The sequence below is a fragment of the Amycolatopsis sp. 195334CR genome, from assembly GCF_017309385.1.
Lineage (GTDB): Bacteria > Actinomycetota > Actinomycetes > Mycobacteriales > Pseudonocardiaceae > Amycolatopsis.
In genome coordinates, this window is the sequence record NZ_JAFJMJ010000002.1 from 208,221 (window position 1) to 228,582 (window position 20,362).

At 71.3% G+C, this 20,362-nt stretch carries 17 protein-coding genes; 11 read left to right on the top strand and 6 right to left on the bottom strand.

Features of this window, described 5'->3' with window-relative positions; genetic code table 11:
• Positions 1-68 precede the first annotated feature (68 nt).
• From JYK18_RS23750 to JYK18_RS23775, 6 genes are all read left to right on the top strand, one after another.
• Complete coding sequence (locus JYK18_RS23750; protein WP_206804782.1) at positions 69-1,316, top strand: Nramp family divalent metal transporter; 1,248 nt, start codon at positions 69-71, stop codon at positions 1,314-1,316.
• A gap of 91 nt (positions 1,317-1,407) precedes the next feature.
• Entirely contained in the window at positions 1,408-2,928 is a 1,521-nt protein-coding gene (locus tag JYK18_RS23755; protein ID WP_206804784.1) for a serine/threonine-protein kinase, read from the top strand.
• A 129-nt stretch (positions 2,929-3,057) separates the two neighbouring features.
• A complete protein-coding gene (gene dapA / locus JYK18_RS23760; RefSeq protein ID WP_206804786.1) occupies positions 3,058-4,071 on the top strand; it encodes a 4-hydroxy-tetrahydrodipicolinate synthase in 1,014 nt (337 codons plus the stop codon).
• Between the two features lie 5 nt (positions 4,072-4,076).
• Positions 4,077-5,765: a ribonuclease J gene (locus JYK18_RS23765; protein ID WP_277992323.1), complete on the top strand. Its 1,689-nt coding sequence runs from the start codon at positions 4,077-4,079 to the stop codon at positions 5,763-5,765.
• 105 nt (positions 5,766-5,870) lie between these two features.
• Positions 5,871-7,481, top strand: coding sequence for a substrate-binding and VWA domain-containing protein (locus tag JYK18_RS23770; protein WP_242582025.1), 1,611 nt, complete (start codon positions 5,871-5,873; stop codon positions 7,479-7,481).
• 136 nt (positions 7,482-7,617) lie between these two features.
• Positions 7,618-8,211 (top strand): DUF305 domain-containing protein, encoded by a 594-nt coding sequence (locus tag JYK18_RS23775; protein ID WP_206804791.1) that lies wholly within the window; start codon positions 7,618-7,620, stop codon positions 8,209-8,211.
• Here JYK18_RS23775 and JYK18_RS23780 read toward each other — a convergent pair.
• Together JYK18_RS23780 and JYK18_RS23785 are read right to left on the bottom strand one after the other, a co-directional pair.
• Positions 8,208-9,164 carry a DMT family transporter gene (locus JYK18_RS23780; protein WP_206804793.1) on the bottom strand — a complete coding sequence of 319 codons (957 nt, stop codon included), beginning with the start codon at positions 9,162-9,164 and terminating at the stop codon, positions 8,208-8,210. The genes JYK18_RS23775 and JYK18_RS23780 overlap by 4 nt on opposite strands.
• 72 nt (positions 9,165-9,236) lie before the next feature.
• Positions 9,237-10,061 carry a 1-acyl-sn-glycerol-3-phosphate acyltransferase gene (locus JYK18_RS23785; protein WP_206804795.1) on the bottom strand — a complete coding sequence of 275 codons (825 nt, stop codon included), beginning with the start codon at positions 10,059-10,061 and terminating at the stop codon, positions 9,237-9,239.
• A gap of 129 nt (positions 10,062-10,190) precedes the next feature.
• On the opposite strand from JYK18_RS23785, the gene JYK18_RS23790 reads away from it, so the two are divergent.
• Complete coding sequence (locus JYK18_RS23790) at positions 10,191-12,680, top strand: DNA translocase FtsK (protein WP_206804797.1); 2,490 nt, start codon at positions 10,191-10,193, stop codon at positions 12,678-12,680.
• 282 nt (positions 12,681-12,962) lie between these two features.
• Here the strand turns inward: JYK18_RS23790 and JYK18_RS23795 are convergent, their stop codons facing one another.
• From JYK18_RS23795 to JYK18_RS23805, 3 genes are all read right to left on the bottom strand, one after another.
• The gene (locus JYK18_RS23795; RefSeq protein WP_206804799.1) at positions 12,963-13,577 is read right to left on the bottom strand and encodes a nitroreductase family protein; all 615 of its coding nucleotides are present in this window, start codon (positions 13,575-13,577) and stop codon (positions 12,963-12,965) included.
• 66 nt (positions 13,578-13,643) lie between these two features.
• Entirely contained in the window at positions 13,644-14,111 is a 468-nt protein-coding gene (locus JYK18_RS23800) for a phospholipase (RefSeq protein ID WP_206804801.1), read from the bottom strand.
• A 109-nt stretch (positions 14,112-14,220) separates the two neighbouring features.
• Positions 14,221-15,582 (bottom strand): ABC transporter substrate-binding protein, encoded by a 1,362-nt coding sequence (locus JYK18_RS23805; RefSeq protein WP_206804803.1) that lies wholly within the window; start codon positions 15,580-15,582, stop codon positions 14,221-14,223.
• An 88-nt stretch (positions 15,583-15,670) separates the two neighbouring features.
• Here JYK18_RS23805 and JYK18_RS23810 point away from each other — a divergent pair, with 88 nt between their 5' ends.
• Entirely contained in the window at positions 15,671-16,981 is a 1,311-nt protein-coding gene (locus JYK18_RS23810) for an LVIVD repeat-containing protein (RefSeq protein WP_206804805.1), read from the top strand.
• On the opposite strand, the gene JYK18_RS23815 is transcribed toward JYK18_RS23810, so the two are convergent.
• On the bottom strand, positions 16,971-17,510 hold the full coding sequence (locus tag JYK18_RS23815) for an amino-acid N-acetyltransferase (RefSeq protein WP_206804807.1): 540 nt from the start codon (positions 17,508-17,510) through the stop codon (positions 16,971-16,973). The two genes, JYK18_RS23810 and JYK18_RS23815, sit on opposite strands and share 11 nt — an antisense overlap.
• Positions 17,511-17,731: 221 nt before the next feature.
• Here JYK18_RS23815 and rimO point away from each other — a divergent pair, with 221 nt between their 5' ends.
• From rimO to JYK18_RS23830, 3 genes are read left to right on the top strand one after another with little or no spacing between them, the layout of a single operon-like run.
• The gene (gene rimO / locus JYK18_RS23820) at positions 17,732-19,180 is read left to right on the top strand and encodes a 30S ribosomal protein S12 methylthiotransferase RimO (protein ID WP_206804809.1); all 1,449 of its coding nucleotides are present in this window, start codon (positions 17,732-17,734) and stop codon (positions 19,178-19,180) included.
• On the top strand, positions 19,177-19,830 hold the full coding sequence (gene pgsA / locus JYK18_RS23825) for a CDP-diacylglycerol--glycerol-3-phosphate 3-phosphatidyltransferase (RefSeq protein ID WP_206804811.1): 654 nt from the start codon (positions 19,177-19,179) through the stop codon (positions 19,828-19,830). Before rimO ends, pgsA begins: the two co-directional genes overlap by 4 nt.
• Complete coding sequence (locus JYK18_RS23830) at positions 19,827-20,288, top strand: CinA family protein (protein ID WP_206804813.1); 462 nt, start codon at positions 19,827-19,829, stop codon at positions 20,286-20,288. The genes pgsA and JYK18_RS23830 overlap by 4 nt, the downstream gene beginning before the upstream one ends.
• The last annotated feature ends 74 nt before the right edge of the window (positions 20,289-20,362 follow it).

Below are 20,362 nucleotides of genomic sequence, written 5' to 3' on the forward strand. Positions count from 1 at the left end.
GCGGTATGTACACCGATGTTCGGCGTGCCTAAAATTCAAGTTGCACCGCTTGAAACCGGAGGTTTGCCATGGCGTTGACCGATGCCGCCCCGTCGAGCCGGGAGCGCCTGAAGCGGGTGCGGGCCGGGTCGATGCTGCTCGGCCCGGCCTTCGTCGCCGCGATCGCCTACGTCGACCCCGGCAACGTGGCCTCCAACATCAGCGCCGGCGCCCAGTTCGGCTACCTCCTGGTCTGGGTGATCGTGGCGGCCAATCTGATGGCCTGCCTGGTCCAGTTCCTCTCCGCCAAGCTCGGCCTGGTCACCGGCCTCTCCCTGCCCGAAGCCGTCCGCGAGCGCACCTCGCGCCCGACCCGGCTCGCCTACTGGGCCCAGGCCGAACTCGTCGCCATCGCCACCGACCTGGCCGAGGTGGTCGGCGGCGCGATCGCCCTCTACCTGCTGTTCGACCTCCCGCTGCTGCTCGGCGGCGTGATCACCGGCGTGGTGTCCATGGCCCTGCTCCTGGTGCAGGACAAACGCGGCCAGCGCCCGTTCGAGCGGGTGATCACCGGCCTGCTCGCGGTGATCGCGGTCGGCTTCCTGACCAGCGTCGTGGTCCAGCCGCCGTCGGTGTCCGGCACGCTCGGCGGCCTGGTCCCGCGGTTCGACGGTGCCGAGAGCGTGCTGATCGCCGCCGCCATGCTCGGCGCCACCGTGATGCCCCACGCGGTGTACCTGCACTCCGGCCTCGCCCGCGACCGGCACGGCCGGGTCGAGGGGGAGCGCCGCACCAAACTGCTCAAGGCGACCAAGTTCGACGTCGGGCTGGCGATGCTGCTGGCGGGCGCGGTGAACCTGTCGATGGTCCTGCTCGCGGCCACCACGCTGCGCGGCCGCGAAGGCGTCGACTCCATCGAGGGCGCGCACGCGGCGGTCGGGGACGTGCTCGGACCGGGCATCGCGCTGCTGTTCGCGATCGGCCTGCTCGCCTCCGGCCTGGCGTCCACTTCGGTCGGTGCCTACGCCGGCGCGATGATCATGCAGGGCCTGCTGCGCAAGCGGATCCCGCTGCTGCTGCGCCGCCTGGTCACCCTCGCCCCGGCGATCGTGGTGCTCGCGATCGGCGTCGACCCGAGCCGCGCGCTGGTGGTCTCGCAGGTGGTGCTGTCCTTCGGCATCCCGTTCGCACTGGTCCCGCTGGTCCGGCTGACCAGCGACCGCGAGCTGATGGGCGCCGACGCCAACCACCGCGCCACCACCGCGGTGGCCTGGCTGGTGGCCGCGGTGATCATCACGCTGAACGTGGCACTGCTGTACCTGACCTTCGCCGGCTGAACACCGTTATTCCCCGGCTCCGCCAGGAACCGCACGGCGCCCCACGCGGTCGGACTACCATCCTGGCCAAACCGAGGGAGGCGCGCCGATCGTGACCGAGGAAACGACCCAGCGGGCCCAGGCGCCCGCGCCCGGGCCCCGTGTGATCGCCGACAGGTACGTCCTGCTCGGCGAACTCGGCCGAGGCGGCATGGGCGTGGTCTTCCGCGCCGAGGACCGGGTGATCGGCAGGCACGTCGCGATCAAGGAACTGCGCCTGCCCGACGGTGCCGACGACGCGGGCGTGTTCTCCGAGCGCGTGCTGCGCGAGGTCCGCACCGGCGGCAGGCTCAACGACCCCGCCGTGGTCACCGTGTTCGACGTGGTCGCCGAAGCGGGCACCACCTACATCGTGATGGAACTGGTCGAGGCGCCCACCCTGTCGGACCTGGTGCGCGAGCGGGGCGCGCTGCCCGCCCCGCAGGTGGCCAGCATCGGCCTGCAGGTGCTGTCCGCGCTGCAGGCCGCGCACGAGGCGGGCATCGTGCACCGCGACGTCAAGCCCGGCAACATCATGGTCGCGCCCAACGGCCGGGTGAAGCTGACCGACTTCGGCATCGCGCAGGCGGTGGACGACCCGCGGCTGACCACCAGCGGCATGATCGTCGGCAGCCCGGCGTTCATGGCGCCGGAACGCGTTTCCGGGCACGAGGCCGGGCCCGCCTCGGACCTCTGGTCGCTCGGCGTGACGCTGTTCTTCGCCGCCGAGGGCGTTCTCGCCTTCGAGCGCACCAGCACCGCCGCCACGCTGCACGCGATCATGAACGAGGTCCCGTACCTGACCCGCACCCAGGGCCCGCTCGCCTCGGTGGTGATGGGCTTCCTGGTCGCCGCGCCGGAGGGCAGGCTGACCGCGCACCAGGCACACGGGCTGCTGCAGATGGCCGCCGCGGGCACCGGCCAGCACACCCCGACGTCCGTCTACAACGGACCGCCGCCGACCATGGCCGGCCCCGCGCCGACGCAGTACGCCCGGCCGCAACAGCCGCCCGCCCCGCCCGCGAAGGGCAGACGCTCGCTGGTGGTCACCGGGGCGGTGCTGGCCGCCATCCTGCTGCTGGCCGGTGGTTTCTTCGCCGGGAACTGGTGGGGGACACCGAGCACGGACTCGGCGATGCAACCCGGGCTGACCTACGGCCAGCAGGGCGACATCCAGCAGTTCGACCCGCCGTCGGGTTCGCAGCGCTGCTACAACGTGCCACTGGAGCCGGGCCGCTCGATCTCGTCGAGCAACAAGGTCGAGTGCGACAAGGAGCACGACTTCGAGGTGTTCGCCTGGCCCGGCACGCTCGGCGGCGACAGCAGCGTCAGCGACAAGGCGCCGCTGGCCCAGTACCCCGGCCTCGACCGGTTGCGCGTGGCGCTGGAGGGCCACTGCGCGCTGAAGTTCAACTCGAACGCGGTGGACCCGAAGCAGCGGCCCAACCTGCAGTACCGGGTGCTGCTGCCGACCCAGCAGGCGTGGGACGCGCCGGAGGACGACTACAACAACGTGGTCCGCCACGGCTACTGCGTGCTGAGCAAGACCGGCGGCGGGCAGCTGGACAGCCCGGCACTGGTGGAGGTCCGGTAGGCGGAGGAGTTCCGGTCACCGAGCCCGTCCGCCGGGGATTCTGCACCGACCGGTGACCAGGTGCGTTGATCATGTGATATTGCGAGGTCGACGCCGGGTTACCGGCGGTGAAGAGGTACCGTCGGGGGCATGTCCACTCCACCTTCGGCAGCGCCGGGACGGCCGTTCGGCCGCGTGCTCACCGCGATGATCACCCCCTTCGACCGCGACGGGGCACTGGCGCTGAAGCGGGCGCAGGAGATCGCGAAGCACCTGGTGGACCTGGGCAACGACGGGCTGGTGGTGAACGGCACCACCGGCGAGAGCCCGACCACCTCCGACGCGGAGAAGGCGGACCTGATCCGCGCCGTGGTCGAGGCCGTCGGCGACCGCGCCACCGTGGTCACCGGTGCCGGCACCTACGACACCGCGCACAGCGTGGAACTGGTGCGCCAGGCCGAGAAGGCCGGCGCGCACGGCGCGCTCGTGGTCACCCCGTACTACTCGCGGCCCACCCAGGCGGGCCTGCACGCGCACTTCACCACCGTGGCCGAGGCCACCGAACTGCCGATCATGCTCTACGACATCCCGCCGCGCTCCATCGTGCCGATCGAGGTCGACACCCTGCGCCGCCTCGCCGAGCACCCGCGCATCGTCGCGGTCAAGGACGCCAAGGGCGACCTGCTGGCAGGCAGCGAGGTCATCGCGAACACCGACCTGGCCTACTACTCCGGCGACGACGGGCTGAACCTGCCGTGGCTGTCGGTCGGCGCGGCCGGGGTGGTCAGCGTGGTCGGGCACGTGGTCGCCGGGCGCATCCGGGCGATGATCGAGGCCTACGAGGAGGGCGACACCTCCACCGCGCGCACCAACCACCGCGGCATGCTGCCGGTCTACCGGGCCTTCTCCCGGGTCGGCGGGGTGGTCTTCAGCAAGACCGCGCTGCGGCTGCGCGGGTACGATGCGGGCGACCCGCGGTTGCCGATCGTGCCGGCCACCGAGGAGCAGATCGCGGCCATCTCGGCGGATCTGACCCAGGCTGGCGTGCCGCTCGACGCCGCACCGGCGGGCGACTGGCATAGTTCACGGGTGGCGCACGCCGACTCCGCGGCGGCGTACGTCGCACCGACCACCCATACCAGCGTTGGGACAATTCACCGTTGAGCTCACTGTCCATCGGACCCGGCCCCACCTCGGCACCACCCGCACTCCCTGACGGCGCCCTGCGCGTGGTCGCGCTCGGCGGCATCGGCGAAGTCGGCCGGAACATGACCGTCTTCGAGTTCGACGGCAGACTGCTGATCGTCGACTGCGGTGTGCTCTTCCCCGAGGACGACCAGCCGGGCGTGGACCTGATCCTGCCCGACTTCCGGGCGATCGAGGACCGGCTCGACGACATCGAGGCGCTGGTGCTCACGCACGGCCACGAGGACCACATCGGCGCCGCGCCGTTCCTCCTGCGCCTGCGGCCCGACCTGCCGATCTACGGTTCGCGGTTCACCCTGGCGCTGCTCGCGGCCAAGTGCAAGGAGCACAAGCAGCGGCCGAAGCTGATCGAGGTCAAGGAGACCGAGCGGCGCCGGGTCGGCCCGTTCGACCTGGAGTTCTTCGCGGTCAACCACTCCATCCCGGACGCGCTGGCGGTGGCCATCCGCACCCCGGCCGGGGTGGTGCTGCACACCGGTGACATCAAGCTCGACCAGCTCCCGCTGGACGGGCGGCTGACCGACCTGGCCGGGTTCTCGCGGCTCGGCGACGAGGGCGTGGACCTGTTCTGCGTGGACTCGACCAACGCCGAGGTGCCCGGGTTCGTGATGCCCGAGCGCGACATCGGCCCGGTGCTCGACGACGTGATCCGGCGGGTGGACCAGCGGGTGATCGTGGCCTGCTTCGCCAGCCACGTGCACCGCGTGCAGCAGGTGCTCGACGTGGCCGTGCAGCACGGCCGCCGGGTGGCCTTCGTCGGCCGCTCGATGGTCCGCAACATGGGCATCGCCGCCGAGCTGGGCCTGCTCAACGTGCCCGACGGGCTGCTGGTCGACCTGGACCAGGCGGCAAACCTGCCGGAGAGCAAGGTCTTGTTCGTCTCCACCGGTTCGCAGGGCGAGCCGCTGTCCGCGCTGTCGCGGATGGCCCGCGGGGAGCACCGGCAGATCTCGATCAAGGCCGGGGACACCGTGGTGCTGGCCAGCTCGATGATCCCGGGCAACGAGACCGCGGTGTTCGGCGTGGTCAACGGCCTGGTCCGGCTCGGTGCGAACGTGGTGCACCAGGGCAACGCCAAGGTGCACGTGTCCGGCCACGCCTCGGCCGGTGAGCTGCTCTACCTCTACAACGCGGTGCGCCCGAGCAACGTGATGCCGGTGCACGGCGAGTGGAAGCACCTGGTGGCCAACGGCGAGCTCGCGGTCCGCACCGGCGTCGCGCCGGAGAACGTGGTGATCGCCGAGGACGGCGTGGTGGTCGACCTGGTCGACGGCCGCGCGCGGCTGAGCGGCCGGGTCGAGGTCGGGCACGTCTACGTCGACGGGCTGTCCGTCGGCGACGTGGGCGAGTCCACCTTGTCCGACCGGCTGGTCCTCGGCGAGGGCGGGTTCATCGCGATCAACGTGGCGGTGGATTCGAGCACCGGGCGCGCGGTCAGCCCGCCGACGGTCTCCGGGCGGGGCTTCTCCGACGACCCGAAGGCGCTGGACGCGGTGGTGCCGCTGGTCGAGATGGAGCTGTCGCGCACCGAGGCCGAGGGCATCACCGACACGCACCGGATCGCGCAGTCGGTCCGGCGGGTGGTCGGCCGCTGGGTGGCCGAAACCTACCGCCGCCGCCCGATGATCGTGCCGACGGTCATTCCGGTCTGACGCGTCGCCGCCTCTTGCGTGCCCGCTTAATCTGGACGGGGACTCCCGGCCAGGAGGCGGCGCATGGGGCGACATTCCGCGGTTCCGGTCCGAAGACTACGGCGGTTGCCGGTCCTGCTGACGGCCGCCGTGCTCGTGGTGGCCGGGATCTCCTGGGGTGCCGTGGTTTTCGTGCGCGCCCGCACCGGCTGCGCCGAACCGGTGAAGCTGCGCGTGGTCGCCTCCGAGGAGACAGCGCCCGCGCTCGCCCGCCTCGCGAGCGCGCTGCCGCCGGGCACCGGTCCGGGCTGCGGCACGGTCGAGGTGCAGAGCCGGAGTTCGCTGCGCACGGTGGAGGACCTCGCGTTGCCCCAGACCAGCGCCCCGCACGTCTGGGTGCCGGAGTCGACGCTGATGCTGCGGCGCGCCAGGGAGGCCGGGGCCACCGACATCCCGGCTTCGGGCCGTTCGATCGCGAGTTCACCGGTGGTGCTCGCACTCGACGAGCGGGCCGCGAGCACGCTCGGCTGGCCGGGCAGGACGCTCACCTGGTCCGACGTGCTCGGCCCGGCCGACAGCGGGCTGCGTGTCGGCATCCCCGATCCGGCACGTGATCCGGTCGGGGTGTCGGCGTTGTTCGCCGCGCGCGACACGGTCAAGGGCAAGCCGGACCCGGGGGCGGCGTTCGCCGAGTTGCTGCGCCGGTTGTCGCCGAACATGGTCGCGGGCGCGCCAGAACTGTTCAGCAGGCTGCCGTCGGCGGATGTGCGGGAGACCCTGACCGCGTTCCCCACCACCGAGAACTCCTTGCTGCGCCACAACGTCGAGCAGGGCGGGCGCGGACTGGTCGCGGTGTACGCACCGCTGGCGCCCGCGCTGGACCACCCGTTCGTCGTGCTGCCCGCCGCCGGTGCGGCCGAACGCGCCGCGGCGGACCGGTTCCTGCGTGCCGTCGAAGCCCCCGAGGGCGTGCAAGTACTGGCGGACGCGGGTTTCCGGGCCCCCGGCGGGCAGGCGCTGCGCGACCGGACGCAGGACGGGCGGGTGGTCTCACGGGACATGCAGCCCGCGATGATGCCGCCCGCCGACGAGGTCGACCTGATCCTGAACCAGTGGGCCGGGATCAACCTGAGCTCCCGGTTGCAGGTGCTGATCGACGTCTCGGGTTCGATGAACGCGGTGGAGCCGGTCAGCGGCCGCACGCGCATGGAGCTGACGCGGGAGGCGGCGCAGCGCGCGCTGCGGTTGTTCCGGCCGACCAGCGACCTCCGGATCCTGACCTTCTCCACGAAACTGGACGGGGACAAGGACTACCGCGAGGTGCTGCCGATGGCGCCGGTGAGCGAGCACCTGGCGGGCGGCGCGGAGGCGGTGCTCGGCGCGATCCAGGCGACGCAGGGGCAGACCGGGTTGTACGACAGCGTGCTCGACGCGTACCGGACGGCGCGCGCGGAATGGGAACCGGGACGGCTGAACCTCGTCGTGGTGATGACCGACGGGCGCAACGAGGATTCCCACAGCATCACCCGCGCGGAACTGCTCACCCAATTGGGTGGCTTGGTCGACCCGAAACGCCCGATCCAGCTGATCGGCATCGGCGTCGGCCCGGAGATCGACGTGACCGAACTGCAGGAAATCACCGCGGCGACCGGTGGTCAGGCGTTCACCACCCCGGATCCGGGGCAGATCAACGAGGTTTTCTACGCGGCGCTGAGCAAGCTCTCGTGCTGTAACTGACCCGGTGTGCACGCGGTGGCCACCCTCTGCGAATCTAGGCGCTGTCCGGTAAGTCACGCTCGCGGTCTCCGCGCGGACTCACCGGACAGCGCCTAGGCGCACCACCCGATTCTTCCGTTTCCACGAGGAGCTTCGCATGTTCCGCTTCCCCCGACGGCAGGTCCTGGCCGTCGCCGGTGTGACCACGGCGCTGGTGCTCGCCGGTTGTTCCGGAGAGGATGCCGCGCCAGAGCCGACCCCGCAGGCACCGCCCGCGGCGGCGGCAGGCCCGCAGGTGTCCGGGGAGTTCAACGACGCGGACGTCGCCTTCGCCACCGAGATGATCCCGCACCACCAGCAGGCCGTGGACATGGCGGCGCTGGCGGTGGAGAAGTCGGGCAACGAGAAGGTCAAGGCGCTGGCGCTGAAGATCCGGGACGCGCAGGACGCGGAGATGGCGCAGCTGTCCGGCATGCTCGAGGTGTGGGGGCAGCAGCCGCCGGAGGACCCGGGCCTGGACCACGGCGGCCACTCGGGCATGGTCACCGACGCCGACATGATGGCCCTGGAATCGGCCAGTGGCCCCGAATTCGACACCAAGTTCATCGAGCTGATGACCCGGCACCACGAGGGCGCGGTGAAGGTCGCCGACACCGAGAAGGCGAACGGGAAGAATCCGCAGGCGAAAGAACTCGCCGGCAAGATCAGCCAGGACCAGCAGGCCGAACTGGGTGAGCTGAAGGCGTTCTAGGCGGGCGCCGCGCCGCCGGGGGTTTTGCCGGGGGAGTTGAGCTGGACGATCAGGGCGCCGCCGAGCAGGATGGCGGCGCCCAGCAGCTGCACCCAGCTCAGCGCCTCCCCGAGCAGCACCCAGGCCAGGCCCGCGGCCAGCAGCGGTTCGCACAGGCCGAGCACGCTGGCCACCGGCGCCGGCAGGTGCTTCAGCGAGGAAATCCCGGCCAGGTAAGCGAAAACGGTGGAAACCAGGACCAGCGCGATCAGCAGCGCCCAGATCGGCGGCTGCCACGGCCCGAACTTCGCCGGTGCCGACAGCAGCGATACCGGGATCGTCCACGGCGGTGCCACCACGCACACCGCCACCGCGCCGACGATCATGCCCCAGGTGACCAGCCCCAGCGGGTGCCGGTCGGCCACCGCGCGTTCCCCGATCAGGAAGTACGCCGCCGAGCAGATCGCCGCGCCGACCCCGGCCAGCACGCCGAACGCGTCCAGCCGCAGCCCCTCCCACGCCTGCGCCACCATCGCCAGCCCGACCATCGCCAGCGCGATCCCGCCCCACATCACCCTGGGCAGCCGCACCCGCCGCACGAACCGCACCCACAGCGCGATCAGCACCGGCGAGGTGAACTCCAGCAGGATCGCGATGCCCACCGGGATCCGGCTCGCCGAGACGAAGTAGCACAGCTGCACCCCGGCCACGCCGAGCAGGCCGTACCCGAGCAGCAGCGGCCAGTCCGAAGCCCGCACCTTCAGCAGCGACGGCCGCGCGATCGCCACCCCGGCGGCGAGCACCAGCGCGGCCAGCCCGATCCGCGCCGCGGCCACCTGCTCCGGGCTCAGCCCGGCCAGCATCACCGGCTTGCCCAGCGCGCCGGAACTGCTGAAGAACAGGGCCGCGACCAGGATCAGCACCGTGCCGCGGCCCCGGTGGACGGACGGGCGTGCCGCGACCTCGGTGACCATGAACCGCACGATACGGCCGGGCCCCGACCGTCCGGAACCCTTTTTCGGTAACTGCCTAAAACTGAACGGAGGTTACGGCTTCCACGGGCTGACGGTGTCCGTCGGCCGGGTCGGGTCGTGGAACCGCGGCACGTCCATTTCACCGCGGCGCAGCGGCACCAGGCCGTCGGTGATCGCCCGCATGATCTTCGCGTGCGCGCGCACCCCGGCCCCGGGCCGCTCCGGCTCGATGCCGGCCAGGTCGACCGGCTCGCCGAAGTGCACCCGGAACACCGGCCGCCGCAGCGGCGCGGTCAGCCCCGACTTGGCCAGCGGCACGATGTCGGCGGGCCCGTTGACCGTCTCGGTGCCCCAGTACACGGCCTCGTGCGCACCCCACTGGCTGATCGGGATCACCGGCACCCCGGCGGCGATCGCCAGCCGCGCCGCGCCGGACTTGCCGCGCTCGGGCCACAGCCCGGGGTCGTGGCTGATCCGGCCCTCGGGGTAGACGATGATCGGCGCCCGCGTGGTGCGCATCGCCTCGACCGCCTCGCCGAACTGCGCCAGCGCCGAGTCGGACTTGCCGCGGTCCACCCGCAGGTGTCCGCTGGCCTTGAGCGCCGGGCCGATCACCGGCGCGTCCAGGATGCCGCCGGCCAGCATGAACCGGGGCGCGATGCCGATCTTGCGGCAGGCCGCCATCAGCACGAACGGGTCGAACACGCCGATGTGGTTGGCCGCCATCAGCAGCGGCCGGTCGCGCAGCCCGCTGGGCACCTGACCGGTGATCCGCAGCCTCCCGACCAGGTTGACCAGGCGGTGGTCGATGGCGAGCATGGTGCGCCAGATGGCCGGCGTGGGGGTCCGCCGGTTTGCCCGGAATCGCCCGTTCTCGTCGCGGTGCAGAGCGAACATGGGCCAGATCCTGTCACGATCGGATTTCACCCGGTTTGGGGACCGGCTCATCGGTAACGTGAGAAATGTTCCCCGTGTGCTGCGAGTGGCAGATGTGACTGGGCGAGACCGAGGGTTACCGTGGAACCCATGGCAGGTGGGTCGTCGGCAACCAAGGGACGGAGCTCGGGACGTGGGGGCAGTGGGAAGGCTCCCGCGCGGAACTCGCGCGGCTCGAGCCGCCCGCGCACCACGGCCAAGCGGCCGCCCGCGCGCAAGCCCGCCCCGCGCCGCAAGTCCGGTGGCGGGTTCGGCCGGGCCGTGCGCGGCGGGTGGAACCTGCTGGCCAAGGGGGTCGGCTCGCTGGCGAGGACAGTCGGCCGCAGCCGCGACCTGGAGCCGGAACACCGCCGGGACGGGCTCGCGCTCGCGCTGATCGGGCTGGCCATCGTGATCGCGGTCGGTGTCTGGTGGCAGGCGGCCGGTCCGGTCGGCAACTGGGTGCAGATCGGCGCGCGCACGGTGTTCGGCGCCGGTTCGGTGACCCTGCCGCTGGTGCTCACCGTGGCCGCGGTGGCGCTGATGCGCTCCGAACCGCAGCCCGAGACCCGGCCGCGCCGGGTGATCGGCGCGCTGCTGATGATCTTCGCCGTGCTCGGCCTCCTGCACCTGTTCAACGCGCTGCCCTCGGCCAACGTGGACCGGATGTACGCCGGGGGCTTCCTCGGCTACCTCTCCGGCGGCCTGCTCGCGGTCGGCGTGACCACCTGGGTCGCGGTGCCGCTGCTGGTGCTGGCGCTCGGCTTCGGCGTGCTGGTGTTCACCGGTACGCCGGTGCGGCAGATCCCGCAGCGCCTGCGCGAGTGGGGGATGGACCCCGAGGAACTGGAGGAGGAGCAGGCGCACCGCGAGGCCCGCGCCGAGCGCAAGGCCCGCGAAGCCGAGGAGGTCACCGAGGCCGATCCCAAGGCGGTCCGCCTCCGCAAGCCGTCGCGGCGCCGCCAGGCCACCGGGTCCGAGGAGAAGGACCCCCAGCTCGAACTGCCGGTGGACGAGCCGCTGCCCGCACCGCCGAAGGTCAAGCCGGCCGAGGTCCCGGAGAAGAAGGCCCGCAAGGCCGAGGCGCCGATGGCGGTGACCCGCACGGTCGAGGGCGACTACCAGCTCCCGTCGGCGGAACTGCTCACCCTCGGCGAGGCGCCGAAGTCGCGCAGCAAGGCCAACGACGTGATGATCGAGTCGATCTCCGGCGTGCTGGAGCAGTTCAACGTCGACGCGCAGGTCACCGGCTTCACCCGCGGCCCGACGGTCACCCGGTACGAGGTCGAGCTGGGTCCCGGCGTGAAGGTCGAGAAGATCACCGCGCTGACCAAGAACATCGCCTACGCCGCGGCCACGGACAACGTGCGCCTGCTGGCGCCGATCCCCGGGAAGTCCGCGGTCGGCATCGAGGTGCCCAACTCCGACCGCGAGATGGTGCGCCTCGGTGACGTGCTGCGCTCGCCGAAGGCGGCCAAGGACAACCACCCGATGGTGATCGGGCTCGGCAAGGACATCGAGGGCCACTTCGTCACCGCGAACCTGACCAAGATGCCGCACCTGCTGGTGGCCGGGTCCACCGGTTCCGGTAAGTCGAGCTTCGTCAACTCGATGCTGGTCTCGCTGCTGGCGCGGGCCACGCCGGACGAGTGCCGGATGATCCTGATCGACCCGAAGATGGTCGAGCTGACCCCGTACGAGGGCATCCCGCACCTGATCACGCCCATCATCACCCAGCCGAAGAAGGCGGCGGCCGCGCTGGCCTGGCTGGTCGAGGAGATGGAGCAGCGCTACCAGGACATGCAGGCCAACCGGGTGCGGCACATCGACGACTTCAACAAGAAGGTGAAGTCGGGCGAGATCACCGCGCCGCCGGGCAGCGAGCGGGTCTACGCGCCGTACCCGTACATCATGGCCATCGTCGACGAGCTGGCCGACCTGATGATGACCGCGCCGCGTGACGTGGAGGACGCGATCGTGCGGATCACCCAGAAGGCGCGGGCCGCGGGCATCCACCTGGTGCTGGCCACCCAGCGGCCGTCGGTGGACGTGGTCACCGGCCTGATCAAGACGAACGTGCCCTCGCGGCTGGCCTTCGCGACCTCGTCGCTGACCGACTCGCGGGTGATCCTGGACCAGCCGGGCGCGGAGAAGCTGATCGGCATGGGTGACGCGCTGTACCTGCCGATGGGTGCCGGGAAGCCGGTGCGCGTGCAGGGCGCCTTCGTCGGCGACGACGAGATCTCGGCGATCGTGAACTTCGCCAAGGAGCAGGCGCAGCCGGAGTACCAGGAGGGCGTCACCGCGGCGAAGGCCGGCGAGGCCAAGGAGATCGACCCGGACATCGGCGACGACCTCGATGTGCTGCTGCAGGCGGCGGAGCTGGTGGTCACCTCGCAGTTCGGCTCGACCTCGATGCTGCAGCGCAAGCTGCGCGTCGGGTTCGCGAAGGCGGGCAGGCTGATGGACCTGCTGGAGTCGCGGGGGGTGGTCGGGCCGTCGGAGGGGTCGAAGGCGCGGGATGTGCTGATCAAGCCGGAGGAGCTGGAGTCCGTCCTGTACCTGATCCGCGGCGGCGGGCCGCCTGCTGATGACGAGTAGGGCGTGGGGCCACCCCGGTTTTTCAGTGTGACTACGGCGAAGGTCCCGATGTCAAGGCGGGAAAGATGCCTTGACATCGGGACCTTCGCCGTGTTTTGGCTGTGGACGGGGTGAGGGGGAGGACTGGGTGGGTCGTGGGTTGCGTGGCGTTGCCGGGTGTCGGTTTGGGGCTGGGGCGAGTCCTGTCCGGTGCGAGCCACGTCCGCTGCGAAAGCCACATTCACTGCCGATTCCGCAGTGAAAGCCACATTCACAGCACCACTGCCGCCCGGAGGGAGCAGGTCAGAGCGGGGTGCCCCACGTGTCTTGGTAGGTCAGGTCTTCGGGTGGGGTGCGCGGAGCGGGCTTGAAGTCGGCCGCCGTGGTGTAGGCGACGGGTAGCAGGCCGACTTGTGTGACGTCCGCGGGGATGCCCAGGATCGCCGCCGCTTCGGCTTCGCGTTCGAGGTGGTAGCTGGTGAGCGTGGAGCCCAGGCCCCGCGACCGCAACGCCAGCTGGAAGCTCCACACCGCCGGGAAGATGCCGCCGTAGAACACCGCGAGCGCGTCGTTGCCGCCTTCGGGGCGGCCCAGCAGGCACGGGATGACCAGCACCGGAACGCGTTCGATGACGTCGACGAGGTGCCGTGCCGACGCGAGCGTGCGCGCCCGCTGCGGGCTGTCCGCCACCTTCGCGTCGAGGTACGCCGTGCCGACGTCGCGGAAGAGCGCGCCCAGCCGGTTGCGGCGCTCCTGATCACGGACCACCAGCCAGCGCCACTGCTGCGTGGCGCCCGCGGTCGGCGCCTGCACCGCCAGGCGCAGGCAGTCCAGGATGACCTCGCGCTCCACCGGCCGGTCCAGATCGAGCTTCCGGCGCACCGCGCGGGTCGTGCTCAACAGGTGATCGCTGTCCATGCCCACCCCCGGGACGGGTCGTCAGCGCCAAAGCCTAAGCGCTGACGACCCGCCGGTGGTGGAAAATCAGCTGGCGCCGAACTGGCGCACGGCCTGGTAGTACGTCCACGCGGCCGCGTTGCACGCACCCGCGCCGTTGCAGATGTCCTTCATGTCGTCGTAGAAGTTGTCGTCGATGCGCAGGCGGTTGGCGTCGGTGAACCGGCTCTGCTTCTTGTAGTTGCGGTAACCGAAGTCGTGCCGCCAGCAGGCCTGCGTGAAGTTGTACCCCAGTGGCTTGTCCGGCGACCAAGAGCAGGCGTCGGTCGACCAGTCGAGGTCGCTCGGATAGGTGCCGCGCACGCTGACGAAGCCCGACAGCGACTTGCTGAACAGGTAGTCGTCGGTCACCGCCCGCACGTCGATGGCCTGCGCGGTCCCCGCGCCGATCACCAGGCTTCCGGCCACCGCGGCGGACACGGTCAGCTTGCGGAGCAGGCCGCGGACTGATCTGCGGCGGCGGGTGGCTGGCTCGGGCAGGGCGGTCACGGACATCGCTAGCTCCCTCGCTGTGATCTCTCGACAGGGTGAGCTCAGCATTGGCCAAGAATTCTCCTGGCGCCACCACCTTGCGTAGGAAATCCAGTGAATTCCTTCCAACGGTTCAGTTCTGGAGCGTGATGTTTGTCAGATCGATCCCGCGGAATGGCAGTGCGGTGGCGCCGTGCACCCGCGGCGACCACACCGCGTGCCCGTGACCGGTCCAGATCGGCGCGGCCGGGAGATCGCGCAGCAACTGGTTCTCGACCAGCCGGTACCGCTGGGCGCGTTCCTCCTCATCGGTGGCCGAGGACGCCGCGGCGACCAGATCCCCGAAACCCGCACCCGCGTACGCAGTCGCGGCGGTCAGCGCGCCGACCGCCTCGCCGGGCGTCGCCGCTTGAACGGTGATCGCGAGCGGGCCGTCCAAAGTGCCGTCCGGGCGTGGTTTGGCGTGCACCGGCGAGCCGAGCGCCGCCTGCACCTGCTCGGCGAGCGTGCGCGCCCACGCTTCTTCGCCCGGGGCGAAGTAGAGGTTCACGTCGCCGCCGAATCCGCCTTGGGCGGCAAGGGCTTTCGCCGCCGCCGGGTCGTGGGTGCACGGACGGCAGGTGGCCGAGCGCTCGCCGGGCAGCGCGCCCTTCGCCGGGTCCGCCTGATCACCGAGCGGCCCCTTCGCCACAGCCGCGCGATCGACCGCCATGGCGAACGCGAACCGCACGGCCGCGTCTTCGAACCGCTTGTCCCCCAACGGAAACACCAGATAGCCCGCGGACGGCAGCGGCCACATCGCGTGCCGGTCGGCGAAATCGGTGTGCATCGCGTCGTGGCGGTCGCCGGGCACCTCGGTGGCCAGGTCGAGAGTGCCCGCCTTCACCTCGTCGTAGTGCGTGCCCGGCGCGCCGACGCGCAGCTCGATTTCCTTTGGTTTCCCCGGTTCCGGCGTGACGCGGGTGAGTTTCGCGCCCTTGCCGGGTTCCCAGGGCGCGGCCATCCGGTAGGGCCCGTTGCCGATCGGAGTACGGGAAAAGCCGGCCCAGTCCCGGGAAACGAGCACCGATTCCGGCAGCGGGAGAAAGGCGGGCGCGGTCAGCTTCACCGGGATTTCCCCGGACGGCTGGGCGAGCACGATCCGCACGGTGGAATCGTCGACCGCGGTGATTTCCGTGGCGCCCAGCGAACCCCCGGTCAATCGCCAGGTGTCCACATAGGACTTCGCGGTGACCGGGGTGCCGTCGTGGAACCGGCCGGTGGGTGGCTTCACCGTCCAGGTGCGCAGATCCGGGCTGGTGGCCGCCGACGGCGGGATCGGCGTCCACAGCGCCGAAACCACCGTCCGCCCGGTCTGGTCGCGGAGTTCGGCGGGCACCAGGCTGCCCGGCTCGGTGACGCCGGCGGTGAGCACGTCCGGGGCGGGCGGCTCGGGGGCCGGCGTGCACGCGGCGGCGAGCACCGCGGCGGCCAGGAGGGCGGGGATCAGGCGCATGGGCTCTGTCTAGCACCAACGGAAGGCGGTTGTATCCGGTGAACGCCGCGCAATACAGTGCTCTGGGCTCGTCACTGGGAGGTCACCGATGTTCCGCACCTGCCTGACCCTCGCCGCCGTGGTCACCACGGCGATCGTCACCGCCCTGCCCGCCGGCGCGTGCGGGGAGGAGGACGGGCCGGAGCCCAAGGCGGCCCCCGCCGCCGGTGCGCCCGGCGCGGTCAAGAACGTCGACGCGGTCGGCAACGTGCCCGACGCCCAGGGCGCCATCGCACTGGAGTTCCTGGACTACGGCAGGCGCGACGTCATGGTGGTCTCCGGTGAGTTCGGCCTGAAGACCTACGACCTGGCCGATCCGACCGCGCCCAAGCTGATCGGCGAGCTGAGCCTGCCCGGCATGTGGGAGACCGAGAACACCGAGGTCGACCGCAAGCGCAAGCTGGTCTTCCTGGCCAGGGACCCGCGCGCGTTCGGCGGGAACACCCAGACCGGCGAGTCCGGCATCTACGTGGTCGACGTGAAGAACCCCGAGAAGCCGGTGGTGCGCAGCTACGTGCAGGTGCCCGCCGGGCACACCACCAGCTGCGTCAACGACTGCCGGTACCTGTGGACCGGCGGCCCGGCGAAGGCGGCGAACCAGCCCGCCGACTGGGGCGGGCGGCCCATCTGGGTGACCGACGTCCGCGACCCGGCCAAGCCGAAGGTGCACCCGGAGCCGATCGAGCTGGCCCGCAACGACGGCAAGACCGACTACGTGCACGACGTGCAGGTCGACCAGACCGGCGTGGCCTGGGTGTCCGGCCGTGGCGGCGTGCGGGGTTACTGGACCGACGGCTGGCGCAAGGACCCGGTTCAGGGCAAGTGGCGCAAGGCCACGCCGACCGCGCCGGTGCCGTACGCCGGTGGTGGCGTCGAGGAGACCGCGGCGCCGTCGAAGTTCATGCACAACAGCCTGCGCCCGGTCGAGCACGGGCCGTGGGGCGAGAACGACCTGATCTACGCCGTCGAGGAGAGCTTCCTCGACGGGTGCGCGGGCGACGGCGTGCTGGTGATCTCCTCGCTGGAGGGTTCCTACGACGGCCAGGGGTGGCGGTCCACGCCGGAGGACCCGTTCCGGATGAAGACGGTCGGCACCTGGGGCGTGGCGGGCCAGGAGGGCAGCGACCCGGCGTCGGGTGACTGCTCGGCGCACTACTTCGACAAGCGCGGGGACGTCCTGGTGCAGTCGTTCTACGCCCAGGGCACCCGCTTCCTCGACGTCAGCGACCCGACCGACCCGAAGCAGATCGCCTACCACCGGCCCGCCGACGCCGCGTCGTGGGCGCCGTACTGGCACAAGGGGCTGGTCTACGTCGCCGACAACACCCGCGGCGTGGACATCCTGAAGCTCAGGAACTGAGCTCCAGGAGCATCCTCGTGTTGCCGAGCGTGTTCGGTTTCACAAAAGGAAGATCGAGGAACTCGGCGACGCCGGGGTCGGCGGAGCGCCGCATCTCCTCGTAGACCTCCTGCGACACCGGCGCGCCGTCGATCTCGCGGAAGCCGTGACCGGCGAAGAACGAGGTCTCGAAGGTGAGCACGAACAGGCGGCGCAGGCCCAGGTCCACCGCGTGCTGGATGAGCCTGCCGACCAGCGCGTGCCCGATGCCCTTGCCGCGGGCCTGCTTGCCCACCACGATCGTGCGGAGTTCGGCGAGGTCCTCCCACAGCACGTGGAGCGCCCCGGCGCCGGCCACCTCGCCGTTCCCGGCGCCGTCCTCGGTGCCGGTCACCTCGGCCACCCAGAACTCCTGCACGCTCTCGTACAGGGTGACCAGGTCCTTTTCCAGCAGCACCCGGCCGGCGTCGGCGTCCACCAGCTCCTTGATCCGGCGGACGTCGGCGATCAGGGCACGGCGGACGACGACCTGGTCCGCTTCACGCTTCATTGGCACGTCCGCCAACCTAGGCGCTGTCCGGCGAGTCTGGTCGATGGGCTTCGCGATCCAGGTGGTTCCTGGCGGTGCGGCGGGATCGCCCTCGTACTGGCCGTACTCGGGCGCATCCCGCCGTGCCGCCAGGGGCCGCCTGGGCGTGAAGAGGGCGACCAGGGCTGGCCGGACAGTGCCTAGGACCGGCGCTCCGAGGGACGACAGTTACGCTGATCCTCGTGCCTTCTTCCACCACGAACGCTTCGTCCAGCCCGCGGCGGGTCTCGCTGCTGACCCTCGGGTGCGCCCGCAACGAGGTCGACTCCGAGGAGCTGGCCGGCCGGCTGGCGGCCGGCGGCTGGGAGCTGGCCGAGGAGCCGGAGGGCTCCGACGTGATCGTGGTGAACACCTGCGGCTTCGTCGAGCAGGCCAAAAAGGACTCGGTGGACACCCTGCTGGCCGCCGCCGACACCGGCGCGAAGGTGGTCGCGGTCGGCTGCATGGCCGAGCGGTACGGCGCGGAGCTGGCCGAGAGCCTGCCCGAGGCCGACGCCGTGCTCGGCTTCGACCACTACCCCGACCTGGCCGAGCGGCTCGGCGACGTGGTCTCCGGCCACGCCGTGCCCTCGCACGTGCCCGCCGACCGCCGCACGCTGCTGCCGATCAGCCCGGTCCAGCGCCCGGCCGCGGCGCAGGAGGTCGCGCTGCCCGGCCACGCGCAGGAGGGCTGGGGCCCGCGTGTGCTGCGCACCCGGCTGGACGACTCGCCGGTGGCCGCGCTGAAGATCGCCTCCGGCTGCGACCGGCGCTGCTCGTTCTGTGCCATCCCGTCCTTCCGCGGCTCCTTCGTCTCGCGCCGCCCGGACGAGCTGGTCGCCGAGGCGCGCTGGCTGGCCGAGCGGGGCGTCAAGGAGCTGTTCCTGGTCAGCGAGAACTCCACCTCCTACGGCAAGGACTTCGGCCGCGAGTTCGGCGGCACCCGGGCGCTGGAGCTGCTGCTGCCGCAGCTGGCCGAGATCGACGGCATCGAGCGCGTGCGCGTGTCCTACCTGCAGCCCGCCGAGACCCGGCCCGGCCTGGTGCAGGCGATCGCCACCACGCCCGGCGTTGCCACCTACTTCGACCTGTCCTTCCAGCACTCCAGCGAGACCGTGCTGCGCCGGATGCGCCGGTTCGGCTCCACCGACTCGTTCCTCGCGCTGATCGAGCAGATCCGCGAGTACGCGCCGGACGCGGGCATCCGCACCAACGTGATCGTCGGCTTCCCCGGCGAGACCGAGGCCGATGTGGCCGAGCTGGAGCGGTTCCTGATCGGCGCGCGGATGGACGCCGTGGGTGTGTTCGGTTACTCCGATGAGGACGGCACCGAGGCCGAGGGCTTCGACGGCAAGCTCGACGAGGAGACCGTGGCCAAGCGGGTCGCGCGCGTCTCGGCGCTGGTGGAGGAGCTGACCACGCAGCGCGCCGAGGAGCGCATCGGTGACTTCGTGGACGTGCTGATCGAGTCGGTCGAGGAAGGCCCAGACGGCGAGGTGACCGGCCGCGCCGCGCACCAGGCCCCCGAGGTCGACGGCGAATGCGTGCTGGTCGACGCCGGCGAGCGCGAGGTCGGGGAGTTCGTGCGCTGCGAGGTGACCGACTCCGCCGGAGTGGACCTGATCGTGCGTCCGGCGGGCGCGGACCGGTGAGTGCCGCGCCCAGCGAACCGGCCGAGGGCGAGACCGGCCCCCCGCCGTCGCCGCGGCCGGTCGAACTGCCGGAGCCGACGCCGGTGCCCACGCTCAACGTGGCGAACCTGCTCACGCTGTCCCGGCTGGTGCTGGTGCCGCTGTTCATCGCCGCGCTGTTCGCCGGGGACGGCACCGAGACCTTCTGGCGGGCGGTGGCCACCGCGTTGTTCGCGGTGGCCTCGTTCACCGACCAGGTGGACGGCTGGGTGGCCCGCAAGTACGGGCTGATCACCGACTTCGGCAAGATCGCCGACCCGATCGCGGACAAGGCGCTGATCGGCGCCGCGCTGGTCGGCCTGAGCGTGCTCGGCGAGCTGGGCTGGTGGGTGACCATCGTGATCGCGGTCCGCGAGATCGGCGTCACCCTGCTGCGGTTCTGGGTGATCCGGCACGGGGTGATCCCGGCCAGCCGCGGTGGCAAGGCGAAGACGATGGCGCAGATCGCCGCGATCACCGTCTACCTGCTGCCGCTGCCCGCCTCCGCCGATTTCGTCGGCTGGGCGCTGATGGGCCTGGCGCTGGTGCTCACCGTGGTGACCGGCATCGACTACCTGATCCGCGCGCTGAAGCTCCGCGCTCTGGGTGATCGGACCGGCTCGACCTCGTGAACGCCGACGAAGTGGTCGCCGCCCTGATCCGCCGCGGTGAGACGGTCGCCACAGCCGAGTCGCTGACCGCGGGTCTCGTCTGCGTGACGCTGACCGAGGTGCCCGGGTCGAGCGAGGTGGTGCGCGGCGGCCTGGTGGTCTATGCCACCGAGTTGAAGGCGACTCTGGCCGGGGTCGACCCGGACTTGCTCGCCGCTCGGGGCGCGGTCGACCCGGAGGTGGCCGCGCAGCTGGCCGCCGGGGCGCGAACACGCTGCGGAGCCGACTGGGGCCTCGGCCTGACCGGGGTGGCCGGCCCGGCGTCGCAGGACGGCGTTTCCCCTGGCACGGTCCACCTCGGGCTGGCCGGACCGGGCGGGACGATCACCCGTGAGCTGCGCTTACCCGGCGATCGGGCGGCCGTGCGGACCGGCTCGGTGACGGCCGCGCTGGGCCTGTTGGGGGAACAAATCACCTGAAATCGGCGTTCGCCCTTGGCGTACGTACGTGTGTACTGATGCTATCCACCGAGTTCTCTGGGTAACGTGGACAC